The 14,730-nt window shown below is 72.1% G+C and carries 12 protein-coding genes; 6 read left to right on the forward strand and 6 right to left on the reverse strand.

What is annotated here, in order from left to right:
• Nucleotides 1-139 precede the first annotated feature (139 nt).
• The gene (locus tag HNQ09_RS14135) at nucleotides 140-769 is read right to left on the reverse strand and encodes a hypothetical protein (protein WP_184030596.1); all 630 of its coding nucleotides are present in this window, start codon (nucleotides 767-769) and stop codon (nucleotides 140-142) included.
• Nucleotides 770-1,058: 289 nt separating this feature from the next.
• On the opposite strand from HNQ09_RS14135, the gene HNQ09_RS14140 reads away from it, so the two are divergent.
• The 4 genes from HNQ09_RS14140 (at nucleotide 1,059) to HNQ09_RS14150 (ending at nucleotide 4,149) form a co-directional block, all read left to right on the forward strand.
• The gene (locus HNQ09_RS14140) at nucleotides 1,059-2,144 is read left to right on the forward strand and encodes a 3-deoxy-7-phosphoheptulonate synthase (protein ID WP_184030599.1); all 1,086 of its coding nucleotides are present in this window, start codon (nucleotides 1,059-1,061) and stop codon (nucleotides 2,142-2,144) included.
• 284 nt (nucleotides 2,145-2,428) lie between these two features.
• Nucleotides 2,429-2,608, forward strand: a complete 180-nt coding sequence (locus HNQ09_RS18975) for a DUF2256 domain-containing protein (protein WP_246363374.1) — start codon at nucleotides 2,429-2,431, stop codon at nucleotides 2,606-2,608.
• Nucleotides 2,605-3,567, forward strand: a complete 963-nt coding sequence (uvsE, locus tag HNQ09_RS14145; protein WP_343057827.1) for a UV DNA damage repair endonuclease UvsE — start codon at nucleotides 2,605-2,607, stop codon at nucleotides 3,565-3,567. Before HNQ09_RS18975 ends, uvsE begins: the two co-directional genes overlap by 4 nt.
• Before the next feature lie 39 nt (nucleotides 3,568-3,606).
• Entirely contained in the window at nucleotides 3,607-4,149 is a 543-nt protein-coding gene (locus tag HNQ09_RS14150) for an exonuclease domain-containing protein (protein WP_184030602.1), read from the forward strand.
• A 5-nt stretch (nucleotides 4,150-4,154) separates the two neighbouring features.
• On the opposite strand, the gene HNQ09_RS14155 is transcribed toward HNQ09_RS14150, so the two are convergent.
• The 4 genes from HNQ09_RS14155 to HNQ09_RS14170 all read right to left on the reverse strand — a co-directional run bounded on the left by HNQ09_RS14155 (nucleotide 4,155) and on the right by HNQ09_RS14170 (nucleotide 12,362).
• On the reverse strand, nucleotides 4,155-5,165 hold the full coding sequence (locus HNQ09_RS14155) for a GNAT family N-acetyltransferase (RefSeq protein ID WP_184030605.1): 1,011 nt from the start codon (nucleotides 5,163-5,165) through the stop codon (nucleotides 4,155-4,157).
• 9 nt (nucleotides 5,166-5,174) lie between these two features.
• A complete protein-coding gene (locus HNQ09_RS14160) occupies nucleotides 5,175-7,022 on the reverse strand; it encodes a phosphodiester glycosidase family protein (protein ID WP_184030764.1) in 1,848 nt (615 codons plus the stop codon).
• Nucleotides 7,023-7,167: 145 nt separating this feature from the next.
• Nucleotides 7,168-8,937: a fasciclin domain-containing protein gene (locus HNQ09_RS14165; RefSeq protein WP_184030608.1), complete on the reverse strand. Its 1,770-nt coding sequence runs from the start codon at nucleotides 8,935-8,937 to the stop codon at nucleotides 7,168-7,170.
• A gap of 281 nt (nucleotides 8,938-9,218) precedes the next feature.
• Nucleotides 9,219-12,362 (reverse strand): FtsK/SpoIIIE family DNA translocase, encoded by a 3,144-nt coding sequence (locus HNQ09_RS14170; RefSeq protein WP_184030611.1) that lies wholly within the window; start codon nucleotides 12,360-12,362, stop codon nucleotides 9,219-9,221.
• A 111-nt stretch (nucleotides 12,363-12,473) separates the two neighbouring features.
• On the opposite strand from HNQ09_RS14170, the gene HNQ09_RS14175 reads away from it, so the two are divergent.
• Together HNQ09_RS14175 and HNQ09_RS14180 are read left to right on the forward strand one after the other, a co-directional pair.
• The gene (locus HNQ09_RS14175; protein WP_184030614.1) at nucleotides 12,474-12,878 is read left to right on the forward strand and encodes a Mov34/MPN/PAD-1 family protein; all 405 of its coding nucleotides are present in this window, start codon (nucleotides 12,474-12,476) and stop codon (nucleotides 12,876-12,878) included.
• Complete coding sequence (locus HNQ09_RS14180; RefSeq protein WP_184030616.1) at nucleotides 12,871-13,350, forward strand: P-loop nucleotide/nucleoside kinase family protein; 480 nt, start codon at nucleotides 12,871-12,873, stop codon at nucleotides 13,348-13,350. Before HNQ09_RS14175 ends, HNQ09_RS14180 begins: the two co-directional genes overlap by 8 nt.
• Before the next feature lie 420 nt (nucleotides 13,351-13,770).
• Here HNQ09_RS14180 and HNQ09_RS14185 read toward each other — a convergent pair whose 3' ends face one another.
• A complete protein-coding gene (locus HNQ09_RS14185) occupies nucleotides 13,771-14,709 on the reverse strand; it encodes a nucleoside hydrolase (RefSeq protein WP_184030619.1) in 939 nt (312 codons plus the stop codon).
• Nucleotides 14,710-14,730 lie beyond the last annotated feature (21 nt).

Here is a 14,730-nt window from a genome sequence, read left to right on the forward strand (position 1 = left end):
AAAGAGCCGTCCCCCCCCCAGCTCCAACGTCCTCGGGCAGCAGCGCACCCGACCGGAACCCAGTCTAGCCGACGAACATACGGGCGCCGCCGCTGGCACGGGGCGCGGCGGCGGCGGGCGGGGTCAGGAAAGCCAGCCGCTAGCGGCGGCGGCGGCCCAGCATGAACCACCCGGCGGCGGCGGCCAGGAACCCCACCCCCGCATAGGTCCACAGGTTGGGTCCCTGCGGCGCGGGCGCCGGGCCGGTGACCAGCACGTCCGGCCCGTCGAGCGCGTCGGCGACGCTGCTGACCGCCGTAAAGATCAGCGCGTATTTCAGCAGGTCCGGGCCGATGCCCCGGCTTCGGTAGTAGCTCTGGGGGTAAGGGTAGTAGCGCCCCGGCGAGAGCTGGTAGCGGTACTGCCCGCTGGGGGCCGCGCTGTAGGTCAGCGCGCTGCGCGGCACGCCCGCCGGGAGCCGGGCACTTCGCCAGGCGTTGAGCTGCGAAGGCGTGACCCGCGCGGCGGCGGCCCGGTTGGCGGCGCTGGCCGCGCTTCCGGTGGTGCTGCGCTGCACGCTGCTGGGGGTGCGGGGGGTGGGCGCGGTCGTGCGCGGCGCGGTGTAGCGGTTAGCAGGCGGCGTGTACCGGGGCACCGCCGGAGCGCGGGGGGCGCTGTAGCGGCCGGAGCTGCGGCTGCCGCCGAAGCCCCCGCCGCTGCGCCGCTGCGCGTCCGCCAGTCCCCCCGCCAGCGCGAGCGTGGTGAGCATCAGGGCCAGAGAGCGTCTCATCCCCTCAGACTACGGAGCCTGCCCCGTCCCGGTTCCGGCCCTCCTTACGGTTACGCGGCCCATGAAGGCGGCCCGGAGGCTTTCCCCGCCCGGCGCCCGGCTAGACGGCCCGCCCCTTTCTCCTCACCGGCGCGGCGTACACTCTGGGCCATGCTTCTTCGCGCGGTGTTCAGTCCCTGGCCCAGGTTGCCCCGGGTCTGACGCCAGCGCTGCCATCCCAGCCAGGACCGCCCGGAGGAGACGTTTTTTCCTCCGGGCCTTTTGCTTTGCCGCACGAAAGGACCCCGCCATGCCCCAGCCCACCGCCCAACCCACGGCCCAGCCTCATCCGGGCCGCACCGAGAACCTCAACGTCACGGCCTTTACGCCCCTGGCAACGCCGCGCGACCTCAAGGGCGCCCTGCCGCTGTCGCCCGCCGCCGAGCGCACCGTGCTGGCCGGGCGCCAGGCCGCGCAGGCTATCCTGACCGGCCAAGACAGCCGCCTGCTGGCGGTGGTCGGGCCGTGCAGCATCCACGATTTCGGGCAGGCCGCCGAGTACGCGGCCCGGCTCGCGGCGCTGCGGGCGCGGGTGCACACCCGGCTGGAAGTCCAGATGCGCGTCTACGTGGACAAGCCGCGCACGACGGTGGGTTGGCGCGGTCCCCTGATCGACCCCGACATGACCGGCGCCAACGACATCGGCAAGGGCCTGCACCTGACGCGCGAGCTGATGCTGCGCGTCAACGAACTCGGTCTGCCCGTCGCCACCGAACTGCTCGACCCCTTCGCGCCGCAGTACCTCTTCGACGCGGTGGCCTGGGCCTGCCTGGGCGCCCGCACCGCCGAGTCCCAGACCCACCGGGTGATGGCGAGCGCGGTCTCGGCCCCGATGGGCTTCAAGAACGGCACGGGCGGCGGCCTGAAGCTCGCGGTCGACGCGGTGGTGGCGGCGGGGCAGCCGCACGCCTTTTTCACGGTGGACGACGACGGCCGCGCCTGCGTGGTCCACACCCGGGGCAACCCGCACGGGCACGTGATCTTGCGCGGGGGCCGCGCGGGGCCGAACCACGCGCCGCCCTTCGTGGCCGAGGCCGCCGCGCTGATGCAGGCCGCCGGGCTGACCCCCGCCGTGATGGTGGACGCCTCGCACGCCAACAGCGGCTCGGACCACACCCGGCAGGCGGGCGTCTGGCGCGACGTGCTGGCGCAGCGCCTCGCCGGGCAAGGGGCCATCCGGGGGCTGATGCTCGAATCGAACCTGCGCCCCGGCAAGCAGCCCATTCCCGCCGACCTCACGCAGCTTCAGTACGGCGTGAGCGTCACCGACGCCTGCGTGGGCTGGGACGAGACCGAAGCGCTGCTGCTGGAGACGCACGCGGCGCTGGGAGGCTGAGGCGCGGCGGCTCTCCTTGCCCCCGACTTTCTTCATCCCCACGGTTGCCCGCCCCAAAGCGCGGCAGACTGACCCCATGTGGGGGGTCGTGATGGACGTGACAGGCAGCGGCGGGAGCGTGGGGGGCCGGGAGCGGGCGGTCCCGGGCAGCTCTTCTTTTCGCGGTGAAGAAAACTGCGGTGCTCCTGGGCCAGCGCCGCACAGGAGAGGCGGCGACAGCCTGATCCGCGCCGACCTGCCCCGCGTCCTGGCCCGGCGTGCGCCCCGTGCGCTGGAAGCCGCCCATGCCTGAGAAAGCCGCCAAGCCCTTCGGCGGGGGCCGACCGCCCTCCCAGCGGCCCAGCAAGGTCTGCGCGGCCTGCGGCTTGCCCTTTACCTGGCGCAAGAAGTGGGAACGCGACTGGGAGAACGTGCGGTACTGCTCCGACCGCTGCCGGGCGGCGGCGAAGCGGAGCGGGTCGTGACCCTGCCCGCCGCTGCCCCCGCCTACGGCCTGGTGTGCATGACGGTCGGCCCCGAGGTGCGTTTCCGCACCGTCACGCTGACCAACTACCAGAAGCTCTCGCCGGAGGAGCGCGAATCCAAGCTGCTCGACCTGTACGCCGACAACATCAGCCGGGTGCGCCGGGCCGCCGACTTCTGCGCCGCGCGGGGCATCCGGCTCTACCGCCTGAGTTCCAGCCTCTTTCCGATGTTCGACCTGGAGGGCGACGACACCGGCCGGGCCGTGCTCGACCACCTCGCGGAGCCGATGCGCGAGGCGGGCCGGGCCTTTATGGACGCCGGAATCCGCGTGCTGATGCACCCCGAGCAGTTCATCGTGCTGAACTCCGACCGCCCGGAGGTCCGCGCCTCCAGCCTGCGGGCGCTGACGGCCCATGCCGACTCGCTCGACCGCTTCGGCTTTCCGGCCAGCCCCTGGAACCTGCTGCTGCTGCACGGCGGCAAGGGCGGACGGGCCGCCGAACTCGCCGCCGTGATTCCCGACCTGCCCGACCCGGCCCGCCTGCGCCTGGGCTTGGAAAACGACGAGCGCGCCTACGGCCCGGCGGACCTGCTGCCCGTCTGTCAGGCCACCGGCACGCCGCTGGTCTTCGACGCGCACCACCACGTCGTGCGCGAGAAGTTGCCCGACCAGGAGGACCCCAGCGTGCGCGGGTGGGTGCTGGCCGCCCGCGCCACCTGGCAGCCCCCCGAGTGGCAGGTCGTCCACCTCTCCAACGGCATCGACGGCCCGCAAGACCGCCGCCACAGCCACCTGATCACCGACTTTCCCAGCGCCTACCTCGACGTACCCTGGATCGAGGTGGAGGCCAAGGGCAAGGAGGAGGCGCTGGCCGCGCTGATGGGGCCAGCCGCCCCGCGAGAAACAGGCGCCGCGCCGGACAGTCCCCTCGCCACACGCGAAGAAGGCGGGGCCTAGCCGGCCCAGGCTCCCTCCCGAGGCGCTACCCTGGGGGGCGTGAATGTCGTCGTGTTCGACCTGGAAACCACCGGCCTGTCGCCCGAGCGGGACGCCATCGTGGAGATCGGCGCGCTGCGGGTGCGGGACGGGCAGGTGGTGGAGGCCGAGCGCTTCGACACGCTGGTGCGCCCGGTGAACGCGGCGGGCGACGTGCTGCGGATTCCCTGGCAGGCCCAGCGCGTCCACGGCATCAGCGACAGCATGGTGCGCGACGCGCCTCAGCTGGCCCACGTGCTGCCCGAGTTCCTCGACTTCGTGGGCGACTCTCCGGTGGTGGCGCACAACGTGGGCTTCGACGGCGGCTTCATGCGCGCGGCGGCCCGGCGGCACGGGCTGGTCTGGTCCCCGCCGCAGGAATACTGCACCATGCAGCTCTCGCGCCGCGCCTTTCCCGGCGAGCGCTCGCACAAGCTCGACCTGCTCGCCCAGCGCCTGGGCCTGAGCTTCGCGCCGGGAGGCCGCCACCGCTCCTTCGGGGACGTGCAGGTCACCGCCGAGGCGTTCGTGCGGCTGATGGAGCGGCTGCGGGTGGGGGCGTAAGACGCTTAGCGGACCCGGGCGACCTCCAATGCCCATTCGGTGCTGCTGTGGGACAGTCGGAAGCCCAATTCGCGGTTGAGATTCAGCATCGGGACATTAGACGTGGCTGTGCTGGTTTCGATGACCTGCGCCTGGGGCAGCTCCGCCCTCACCTTCTCCAGCAGAGTGACCTTCAGCCATCGTCCCAAACCTTGCCGACGGTAGGCGGGCAAGACGGCCGTTTTGCCTTGGTTCAGCCACTTGGGACGTTGGGGTTGCCAGGTGATCCGCGTGAAGCCGACCAGTCGCCCTGAACGGCGCTCCCGGACATAGAAGGTCCAGCGCCGTGTTCCGCGCGGGGCGAGGGCCTGATCCAAGGCCCGCAGCTTCTGGGGCGTGAGGTGATGCCGTGCCACCGGGTGGTTTCCCCTGGGCGTCTCGATGTTGAGCAGCTCAGCGATTTCAGCCAAGTGGTCTTCCGGGTACGCGCCGTCCCATACCCCCAGGGTAAAGCCCTCGCGCGGGGCCTGCGCGAGGCGGGCTTGCAGAGCGGGGAGGTCGAGGGACCGCAGGTCGAGCTGTTCGGTCCGGTCCTCCAGAACGGCCCGTGCGCCCACCGCCCGCACAAAGGCTGCGCCCTCCGGGACGGCGTCGCTGGTCGTGCCCATCAACTTGCCCCGCCCGAACTCCTCCGCGGTTTCCGTCAGCGCCCCCAGCAGCGCCCGCCCGCCACCCCGCCGCCGGAACGCGGGATGAATACCGAGAAAGGCACGCATCACTTGTCCCTCCGCCGTGTCCGCGTTCCTGTTGATTCGTGCGGTGGCGTACCCGGCGGGACGCTCCCCCCAGCGGGCCAGCCAGAGCAGACCGTGGACGCCGGGGTTGAGGGCACGCCACCCTTCCAGCCGCGAAGCCACTGTGAGGACTGGATCGTCCGGACGGGCCTCCCGTGACAGCGCACCGAACACGGGAGCAAAGGGCCTGAGGTCCGCTTCCGTGACGTGCCGAACGTCCCACCGGTACCAGGAGAAGGTCACCTCCGGATGTTACCGCCGCGCCCCCGTCACCTTCGGCACGAACACGATCGCGTTGGGCACGGGCCTGCTCCAGACCGAATTGAGGTAGCCGCCCAGACCCGCGTAGCCCCCGGTCAGGTAGGCGGTGGCGCTCGAACCGCTGTCGAGCCGCACGGCGTCGCGCACTCCGGCTCCGGCCAGCGCGGCAGCGAACGCCTCGGGCGTGCCGTGGTCGAGATAGGCGATGGTGGGCTGGCCGCCCAGCACCCCGAAGGCGACCTGTCGGGTGGGCCGCCAGACGTTGGTGCGGGTGTCGAACAACTCGCGGGCGGGGTTGATCGCCACCCGGCCGCCCTGCACCAGCAGCGGCCCGGCGCTGAGGGCGTCTTGCGCGGTTTCCCAGGGGGCGTCCTGGGCCTGCCAGTTCAACGTGGCGGCCAGCGGCGCGCCCGGCGTGCGCGGCAGGAGCGGAAAGCGGGCTGGGTCGAAGGTCAGCGCCAGCGTTCCGGCGGGCGGAGTCGCGGCGCCCGTCAGCACGCGCGCCACCGTGCCGCCGCTCAGAAAGAGGGTGGTCAGGCCCGGGGCGCCCACCACCGCGCGCCCGTCTCCGACAAAGGCGGTCAGCAGCTCGGGCCGCACCCGCGCCCCCACGCTGTTCACGGTCACGCGGCCGAAGCTGCCCGCCAGCACGTAGCGCGGCCGGGGATAGCCGAACAGCGGCGTGCCCTGGGCGGTGAAGCCCACCGTGGCCCGTTTTTCCAGGCTGGGAGCCGTCATGACCCCCCCGACCGCGACCAGGTCCACCGGCAGGCTGCTCGCCGGGTCGAAGTAGCCGCCGTTCACGCCCGCCACCCCCCCGGCGCCCTTAACCAGGCTGGCGACGTCCCGCGCCGCTCCGGCGGGCGCCGTCACCACACGCGGCTGAAAGCGGGCGGGGTCGAAGCTCAGCAGGTGCAGCCCGCCGCGTGGGCGGTAGGTGACGCCCTCTGGCAATTCTTCGGGATTGATCGGTGGCGGCACGCGCGGATCAAGGTGGGTGGTCGTGTCGATCACCACCCGCTGCGGGTCGTCCAGCGTGAAAATCTCGCTGCTGCCGCCGCCCGTCCTCAGGTGCACGGTGGTCAGGGCCGCCCCGCCTGACGCACCTGGCTCGACCCGCAGCGTGTCCCCGCTCGTCAGCGTCTGCGCCGAGGCGCCCGCGCTCACGCCGGGCAACACCACGCTGAGGCCGCCCGGCTCGCGCACGACCTGATGCGCCGCCGGGCCGCTGAGTTCCAGCACCACCCGCTGAACCTCCACCGTGCGGTAGAGGGTGCGGCTGACCCGCACGGTGCCCAGGTGGGCGCTCGCGCGGAGTGGGGCCGGGGGCGGCGGCGTGGCGGGGGTCGCCGGGCTGGGCGCAGACGCCGGAGCGGCCAGCGGGGGCACCGGCTGCGGCTGCGCCGCTGGCGCCGCGCCGCCCAGGTCAGGCGAGGGCGGCAGGGTGGCGGCCGGGACCGCCGCCGGCGGCGCGAAGTCGAGCAGGTCCGGCGCGTCGATGGTGATGGGTAGCCGCAGCGCCCGCAGCGCTGTGAGCGGCACGTACAGGCTGCCGCCGACAAGTTCGGGAACCCCTAGCCCCGGCTGAGCGGGCAACGTGAAGCCCGCCGCCCGCCACCCCCGCCCCGGCGTGAAGCGCAGCTCGCGTCCGCCGTACAGCAGCCGCAGGTCCTGGGGGTCGTTGCGGACCGCCACACCGAGGCGCGGCAGCGTCCAGACCGCCAGCGCTTCTTGCCCGCTCAGCACGCGCGAGTCCACCGCCGCGCCCTGCACCGCGCCGCCAATCGCCACCGGCCGCGCTCCCGCCCCGCCCAGCAGGGCCAGCGCCACCGTCCACATCAGCCGTCTGGAACTCACGGGCGCGAGTGTACCCCCCGGCCCCCGCGCGCCGGGTGAGCGCCGCCCGCCGTCCCCGGGCCAGGGGAGGGGACAAGGCCAAACCGCCCGCGTGGGGCGGGCGGTCTGGCTCAGAGGGGAAGGGGGATCAGCGCGCGGGAGGCGTCAGGACCGTGTCGATCACGTACAGCACCCCGTTGCCCGCCGTGACAGGCTCACCGGCCGCGATGGTCGCGGAGGTGGTCGCCGTGCCGATGGTGGTGCGGTCGGGGCCGGTCGCGCGCGTCAGGGTCAGGCGCCCGGTCTCGACGCTGGTCAGCTCGGGGCTGCTCGCCAGGGCCGTCGCGGTGATGCGGCCAGGCACCACGTGGTACAGCAGCACCGCGCGCAGGCGGGCGGGGTCGGCGCCCAGGGCGGTCAGGTCAGCCGCCGGGACCTTGGCAAAGGCCTCGTTGGTGGGCGCGAAGATGGTGAATTCGCCCGTGGTGAGCGTCTCGGTCAGCCCGGCGGCCTGAAGCAGCCCGGCCAGCGTGGAGAAGCGCGCGTCGGTGGCGATCAGGGTGGCGAGGTTGGTCGCGTTCGTCGCGCTGGCGGCGGTGTCTGCCGGAGCGGTCGCGGGGGCCGTGGTGGTCGTGGTGCTGGTGGTCGTCTCGGCGGTGGTGGTCGTGGCCGCCGCGTCTGCCGGAGCCGCCTCGACCGCCTCGGCGGCGGGGATGGTCAGGCCGGGGGGCAGCAGCACCTGGTTGATCACGAAGATGGTGCCGTTGCTGGGGGTCGTGACCGTCTCGGAGACGGTGGCGGTTCCCACCAGCTGGGTGTCGCCGTTGCGGCTCAGGGGGAGCGCTCCGCCCTGGACCGAGTTGAGGGTCGTGCTGGTGGCGAGCTGCTCGGCGGTCAGGCGGCCCTGGACCACGTGGTAGCTCAGCACCTGCCGCAGCACGTCGGGGTTGGCGGCCAGGTTGGCGAGCGTGGCCTCGTCGAGCGCCGCAAAAGCCTCGTTGGTGGGCGCGAAGACTGTGAACTCGCCCGTGGTCAGCGTCTCGGTCAGCCCGGCGTCGCTGAGCAGGTCGAGCAGCGTGCTGAAGCGCGCGTCGGCCACGATCACGTCGTACAGGGTGTTGGTCGCCACGGTCACGGTTTCGGTGGTGGCGGCGGTGTCGGTCGCGGTCGTCTCGGTGGTCGTCGCCGTGTCGGTCGCGGCCGCTTCCGTCGTGGCGGTCTCGGTGGTCGTCGCCGTCTCGGTGGTGGTCGTGGTGGTCGTCGTCGTCGTGGTGGTGCCGCTCAGGGGCGTCGCCGGGATGCTGCGGATGTCAAAGGCGACCGCCGCTGCGGGAGCCGGGGTGCTGGCCGCCGGCGCAGCGGGCGCCGGGGTCGCCGCCGCAGGCGCCGGTGCCGGAGCGGGGGTGGCCGCCGCCATCGGGGGCATCAGGACCGTGTCGATCACGTGGATCACGCCGTTGCAGGCCGCCACGTCGGCGCGGGTCACGTTGGCCCCGCCCACGGTGACGCGGCTGCCGCTGACGGTCACCGTGACGTTGGCGCCCTGGGCGGTCTTCGCGCTGCGCAGGCTGCGGACCTGCTGCGAGGAGACCTTGCCCGGCACGACGTGGTACAGCAAGACGCTGCGCAGCATCTCCTCGTCGTTGAGCACCATCGCGAGCTGGTCGCTGGGCAGCTTGGCGAAAGCGGCGTTGGTCGGCGCGAACACCGTGTACTGCCCGCTGGCGAGCGTCTCGGTCAGGCCCGCCGCCTGCACGGCGGTGAGCAGGGTGCTGAACTGGGCGTCGTTCGCCACGATCTGCGCGATGGTCTGGCAGGCGGCCGTGGCAGGACGGGCCGCAGGCGCACCGGCGCCGCCCGCCAGGGCAGGGGTGGCGAGCAGCAGGCTGAGCGTGATCAAGCTGGTTTGCTTCTTCATGAAATCACCTCGGAAAGAACTTTGGATTGAACGGTCCGCCTTCCAATTTTCACCACGGGGCTGCAAAACGCAACTTCCGCCCCCTTTTTCCCAGAAGGTCTAAACCAAAGGGCGGCCACATTTGGCGGTCCACTCATAGTTTACTCACAGAGCCTTGGGGGCGGTCTGGGCCTCCACCTGCTGGCGCAGGGCCAAGGAGAAGAGGCGCGCAAAGTGGGCCAAAAAGGCCAGGAAGTGGGGAGGGCGCATCTTCCCCGCTTCTCCTGGCCCCTGCCCTCAGGTCAGCGCCCGAAGTATTCCGGCAGGTCGGCTTCGGTGATCAGCACCTCGCGCGGCTTGCTGCCCTGGTGCTTGGAGACGATGCCCATCGCTTCGAGCATGTCCATCAGCTTGCCCGCGCGGGCATGCCCCACCGAGAGCCGCCGTTGCAGGCGCGAGACGCTGCCCTGCCCCTCCTCGATGCAGATCAAGGCGGCCTGGCGCAGGTGGGGATCGGAGAAGTCCATGTTGCCCTTGTCGAGGCTGGAGCCGCCTGCCTCGACCGCGCCGTCGAAGTCCGGGCCGTAGGCCTCCACGAAGGCGTCGTCGAACACCTGCCGCCGCAACTCGTCGGTGATGCGCGCCGACTCGACCTCGCTGATGTACGGCCCCTGGAGCCGCAGCGGTTTGATGAGTCCCGGCTGGTAGAACAGCATGTCGCCCATGCCGGTGAGCCGCTCGGCGCCCACGCTGTCGAGGATGGTGCGCGAGTCGTGGCTGCTGGAGACCGCGAAGGCGATGCGGGCGGGCACGTTCACCTTGATCAGGCTGGTCAGAATGTCCACCGAGGGCCGCTGGGTGGCGAGCACCAGATGCATCCCGGTCGCGCGGGCCATCTGCGCCAGGCGCATGATCGCGGACTCGACTTCCTTGGGCGAGGTGATCATCAGGTCGGCCAGCTCGTCGATGATGATGACGAGGTGCGGCAGCTCGGTCTCGCCGACCTGGCGCATCTTGGCGTTGAACTGCTCCAGATTCTTCGCCCCGACCTGACTCATCATCTTGTAACGCCGCTCCATGTGCGCGACCGCGCCCAGCAGCACGCCCGCCGCGTCCATCGGGTTGGTCACCACCGGGCGCACCAGGTGGGGAATCCCGTCGTAGGGGGTCAGTTCCACCATCTTGGGGTCCACCATCAGGAAGCGCAGCTCGGTGGGCAGGTAGCGGTAGAGCAGCGAGGTGATCAGCGTGTTCACGCACACCGACTTGCCCGAGCCGGTGCTGCCCGCGATCAGCAGGTGGGGCATCTTGGCAAGGTCGCCCACCATCAGCTCGCCGTCGATGCTCTTGCCCAGGATGATGGGGAGCCGGGCGCGGGTGTTGCGGAAGGTCGGCGCCGCCGCCGCCTGATGAAAGGTCACCGGCTCGCGCTCGGCGTTGGGCACCTCCAGGCCGATCACGCTCTTGCCCGGCACCGGGGCCTCCACGCGCACCCCGCCCACCGCCAGCGCCCGCGCGAGGTCGTTGGAGAGCGACGCGATGCGGCTGATCTTCTCGCCGGGAGCCGGTTCGATCTCGTAGCGGGTCACGGTCGGCCCACGCGCGAAATCCACCACCCGCGCCTGAAGACCGAAGTGCCGCAGCGTCTGGTCGATCACGGCGGCCCGCTGCCGCGCCGAGACGTCGAGCTGCGCGGTGTTCACCGCCGCCACCGGCACCGGGTCGAGCAGGTCATAGCCCGGCAGCGCGAGGTCCACTGCCCCCTGGCTGGGGCGGCGGCGCTCGGGCTGGGCGCTTTCCCAGGGAGCGGCGTCCGGTTCGCTGGGGGAAGCTGGGTGGGCCTCCGGGTGGGCCGGGGCGGCGGCCTGCACGTTCCCCGTACCCAGCAGCACCTCGGGGCGTGGGGGGACCGCCGTCAGGACCGTGGTCGCGGCCGGGGAGGTGGCGGAGGAGGGGAGAGGCGCGGGCGAAGCGGTCTCTCCAGCTTCCTCTGCCGGGGGGGCCGCGCCCGTAAAGTCGAAATCCAGTTCGGGCGTGACCAGCTCGGGTGTGACCAGTTCGGGTGTGGCGGGCTGCGGGCTGGTCAGCTCGGGAGTGCCGGGAAGGGTACCGGGCACCGGGGCGGCAGCGGGCGCATGGACCGCCATCGCCTGTGCCCGCTCCAGCGCCTCTTTCTGGGCGCGGTCGAGCCGGGTGCGCCATTCGTCCTGGGCCGCCAGCGTGCTGTCGGGGTCGCCCGCCAGGGCCTCGGCCAGCGCCGCCGCGAGTTCGGTGGGGGCGCGGTCGAAGGCGGCGGCGAGGTCGGGCCAGCCAGGGTAATGGCGCTCGCGGCCCCGCCAGGTGGTGAAGTCCTCAGCCAGGTCGCGCCAGGCCTTCTCGCGCTCGCGCTGGGCCGCACGCTCGCGGGCCAGGATGCCCGCGTCGGGTTTGGCGAGGGCCTTTTCGGCCGCCTGGCGCTCGCGTTCGAGCTTGCCCGCCCGGCCCGCCAGCCGCTGGAGATCGGTCACCAGGCCCCGGCGCAGGCGCTCCACCGCCCCGCTCGCCAGGGTGCTGGGCAGCTCGACCCGCAACTCGTGGCGCCCGGCGCGCACCTCCTGCGCCAGCGCCTCGGCCTGCGCGCCCGCGTCCGGGGCCTCGGCGGCGACCGCCTCACGCAGGTCGCGCGCGGCGTGGTTCACGAAGGTCTGCGTGACCTCCTGCCAGCCGCGCAGGTCGCGCTCCAGGTGCCCCAGCCCCGCCTCGTCCAGGTTCCGCAGGTCGCGCCCGGCGGCCCGGACCTCCTCGTGCTGCCCCTTCAGGTCGCGGGCCTCGGGATAGAGCTTGCGCAGCAGTTCCAGGTCGCGGGTGTGGGCCGCGAGCGTCTGCCGCACGCCGCTTCTGGCCCGCGCCGACTCGCGGCCGTCCTGCCGGGCCTCGATGGCGCCCTGCACGGTGGTCGTGGCGCCTCCCAGCAGCACGCTGAGCTGCCGGAAGAGACCCTTGAGCAGCGTGAAGGGAGAGAGCCGCAGCATGATCTCCAGCCCCAGGGTCAGCGTGATCAGCGGGAGCAGCGCCGCCGCGAAGCTCAGCGCCCCCGTGAGCGGCTTCATCAGCGCCGCTGCCGCCTGCCCCGCCGCCCCCGGCTCGAACACCTCATGCAGCGCGAGCAGCGAGGCGACCACCAGCGCGCCGCCCAGCACCCGCCGGGTCAGGCCCGAGAGGTCGCGGCCCAGAAAGACCAGCACCCCGTAGGCCACTGGAACCACCGGCAGCAAGTACGCGCCCCAGCCCAGCGTGCCGGTCAGCGCCGCGTGCGCCTGGGCCATCAGGCCGTCTTCCGCAAACGCGAACTGCGGCTGGGCCAGCGTGATGCCCAGGAAAATTCCCAGCGCGAACAGCACCAAGCCCAGCGCCTCTCCATCGAAGCGGTTCGCGGGTGCAGCCGCCTTTGCACGAGCCTTCGCCATAGGCCGCAGTGTACCCCAGCGCTGTGCCCGCCGCTCCCGGTCGCGCCGCGCCCAGCGCAGGTTTTTGACGGCCCCCGCACGCCGCCTGCCCCTGGCCCCGATAATGCCCGTGTGGCCCTGATCCTGCCGCCCCCCCTGGTGGCCGCCCTGTGGGCGCACGCCGAGCGTGACGCGCCGCGCGAATGCGTCGGGGCGCTGGGCGGCCACCGCCACGGCGCCCAGGCCCAGGCGGCGGCCCTCTATCCCCTCCCCAACGTCGCGCCCGATCCCGAGCGCAGCTATCTGGCCGATCCGGGGCACCTGCTGCGCGCCCTGCGGGCGATGCAGCTGGGCGGCCTCACGCTGGTCGCCCTGTACCACAGCCACCCGCGCGGCCCCGCGTGGCCCAGCGACACCGACACCCGGCTGGCCGCCTACCCGGTCCCCTACCTGATCGCGGACCTGCCCACCCGGCTGCTCACCGCCTACCACCTGCCGGGGGGTGAGAGGGTCCCCCTGCATTTCCGCGATGGGTGAACCCCGCATCCACGCCCTGCACGGCTTCCTCGGCAGCGGCAAGACGACCTTCGCGCGGCGACTGGAGCGGGAGTTGCCGGGGATGCGCTTTACCAGCGACGAATGGATGGTCGCCCTGTACGGCCAGGACCCGCCCGCCGATCTCTTCCCCGTCTATCACTCTCGGGTGATGGAGCTGATGGAAACGCAGTGGGTGCGGGCGTTGGAACTGGGGGTGCCCGTCATTCTGGACCACGGCTTCTGGACGCGGGCGAGTCGGGACGCGCTGCGGGCGAGGGCGGGGGCGTTGGGCGTGCCGCTGACCTTCCACGTCCTGACCGTGCCCGATGAGGAGGCGCTTCGGCGGGTGCGGGCGCGGAACGGGCTGGAGGGGACGATGTATATCGCGGACGAGACGTACCGGCGGTTTCGGGAGCGGTTTGAGGCGATGGGGGAGGATGAGGTGGGAGTTGCGGTGGGCACGCTGTCTTGATTCAGTTTGCCCCCACCCCCAGCCCTCTCCTTCGGAGCTGTGCCAGTCCCCCACAGGGGGCAGGGGAGCAGCGCTGCGCTAGGCAGGGACACATGGACGGCGCGGGTGGGCCCTGTCTTCTGCCGGAATGCTGGATCTTGATGCGGCCCGCTCGCGGCCACCGTCTCGCTGCGCGAGCCGACGTGGTGAAGGCGGTGCGGGAGCCGCTCGCCCGCTCCTGTGCGGCGTCTGCTGTGCTCGTTGTTCAGAAGGCTCCAGCCTCTGCTTCCCCTTCTCTTGCGGTGCCCGATGTGCGGGAGGTTGTTGCCGTTAGGTGCGCTGCTTTTCTCCCTCCTTGTAGGGGACTGGCACAGCTCCGAAGGAGGGGGTGGCAAGTAACGCTCGCCGTTCCTGACACCGGCAGTTCTGGTCACAACTCCTCTACCCCAGCCGCCCCACCCGCTCCAGCAGCAGCTCAAAAAAGGCTTCGTCGTCCACTTCTACTGCCACTTCCACATTGGCGGGCTCGCCCGTCACTCCGTAGAGGTCGCACACGGTCCGGCCAAGATTCAGGCCCTCGTGCGTTTCCACCTGCACGTTCATGGGCTGCATCCGGCACAGCTTCGGGCGAATCACGGCGGCCACCGCTAGAGGGTCATGCAGCGCCCCGCCGCTCAGGCCGTAGCGTTCGCGGTAGATGCCTGCGTAGAAGGTCAGCAGTTCGGCGCTGACCCGGCCCGCCCGGTTGCCCAGCCCACGCAGCCGCTCCACCCGCTCGGGCGTGGCGACCGCCTGCATGGTGGCGTTCAGGCCGAACATCCGCACCCGCGCTCCCGAGGTCAGCACGATCTGGGCCGCGTGGGGGTCGGCCAGCGCGTTGAACTCGGCCGAAGGCGTCCTGTTCCCCTCCCCCGTGCTGCCGCCCATCCACACGACCTCGCGCACCTTCCCCGGCAGGTCGGGGGCCAGCCGGAAGGCGAGGGCCACGTTCGTCAGCGGCCCGGTCGCCACCAGCGTGATCTCGCCGGGCCGTTCGCGCACCGTCCGCACGATGAAGTTCACGGCATGCTCCGTCTCCGGCTCCCGTACTGGTTCCGGCAGGTCGGCGGCGGGCAGGCCCGTCTCGCCGTGGACGTTGGCCGCCGTCACCAGTTCGCGCAGCAGCGGGCGGTCGGCTCCTGCATAGATAGGCACGTCGGCCCCGGCCAGCGCTAGCGTCACCCCGGCGTTGCGGGTCGTCCGGTCCAGCCCCACGTTGCCGTGTACGGTGGTCAGGGCCAGCACCTCCAGGTCCTCCGGGCTGGCGAAGGCGAGCAGCCACGCGATGGCGTCGTCGAGGCCGGGGTCACCGTCGAGAATCACGGGCAGGGAAGTGGGCATGGAGCGAGTCTAGGGCCAAAG

This window comes from Deinococcus budaensis (genome assembly GCF_014201885.1).
Classification (GTDB): Bacteria; Deinococcota; Deinococci; order Deinococcales; family Deinococcaceae; genus Deinococcus; species Deinococcus budaensis.

Coding starts and splice junctions, on each gene's coding strand:
- HNQ09_RS14140 (WP_184030599.1), top strand. CDS start 1,059: ATGCCCCAGCCCACCGCCCAACCCACGGCCCAGCCTCATCCGGGCCGC.
- HNQ09_RS14160 (WP_184030764.1), bottom strand. CDS start 7,022: ATGTGGACGGTGGCGCTGGCCCTGCTGGGCGGGGCGGGAGCGCGGCCG.
- HNQ09_RS14170 (WP_184030611.1), bottom strand. CDS start 12,362: ATGGCGAAGGCTCGTGCAAAGGCGGCTGCACCCGCGAACCGCTTCGAT.
- HNQ09_RS18975 (WP_246363374.1), top strand. CDS start 2,429: ATGCCTGAGAAAGCCGCCAAGCCCTTCGGCGGGGGCCGACCGCCCTCC.
- HNQ09_RS14180 (WP_184030616.1), top strand. CDS start 12,871: ATGGGTGAACCCCGCATCCACGCCCTGCACGGCTTCCTCGGCAGCGGC.
- HNQ09_RS14165 (WP_184030608.1), bottom strand. CDS start 8,937: ATGAAGAAGCAAACCAGCTTGATCACGCTCAGCCTGCTGCTCGCCACC.
- HNQ09_RS14135 (WP_184030596.1), bottom strand. CDS start 769: ATGAGACGCTCTCTGGCCCTGATGCTCACCACGCTCGCGCTGGCGGGG.
- HNQ09_RS14185 (WP_184030619.1), bottom strand. CDS start 14,709: ATGCCCACTTCCCTGCCCGTGATTCTCGACGGTGACCCCGGCCTCGAC.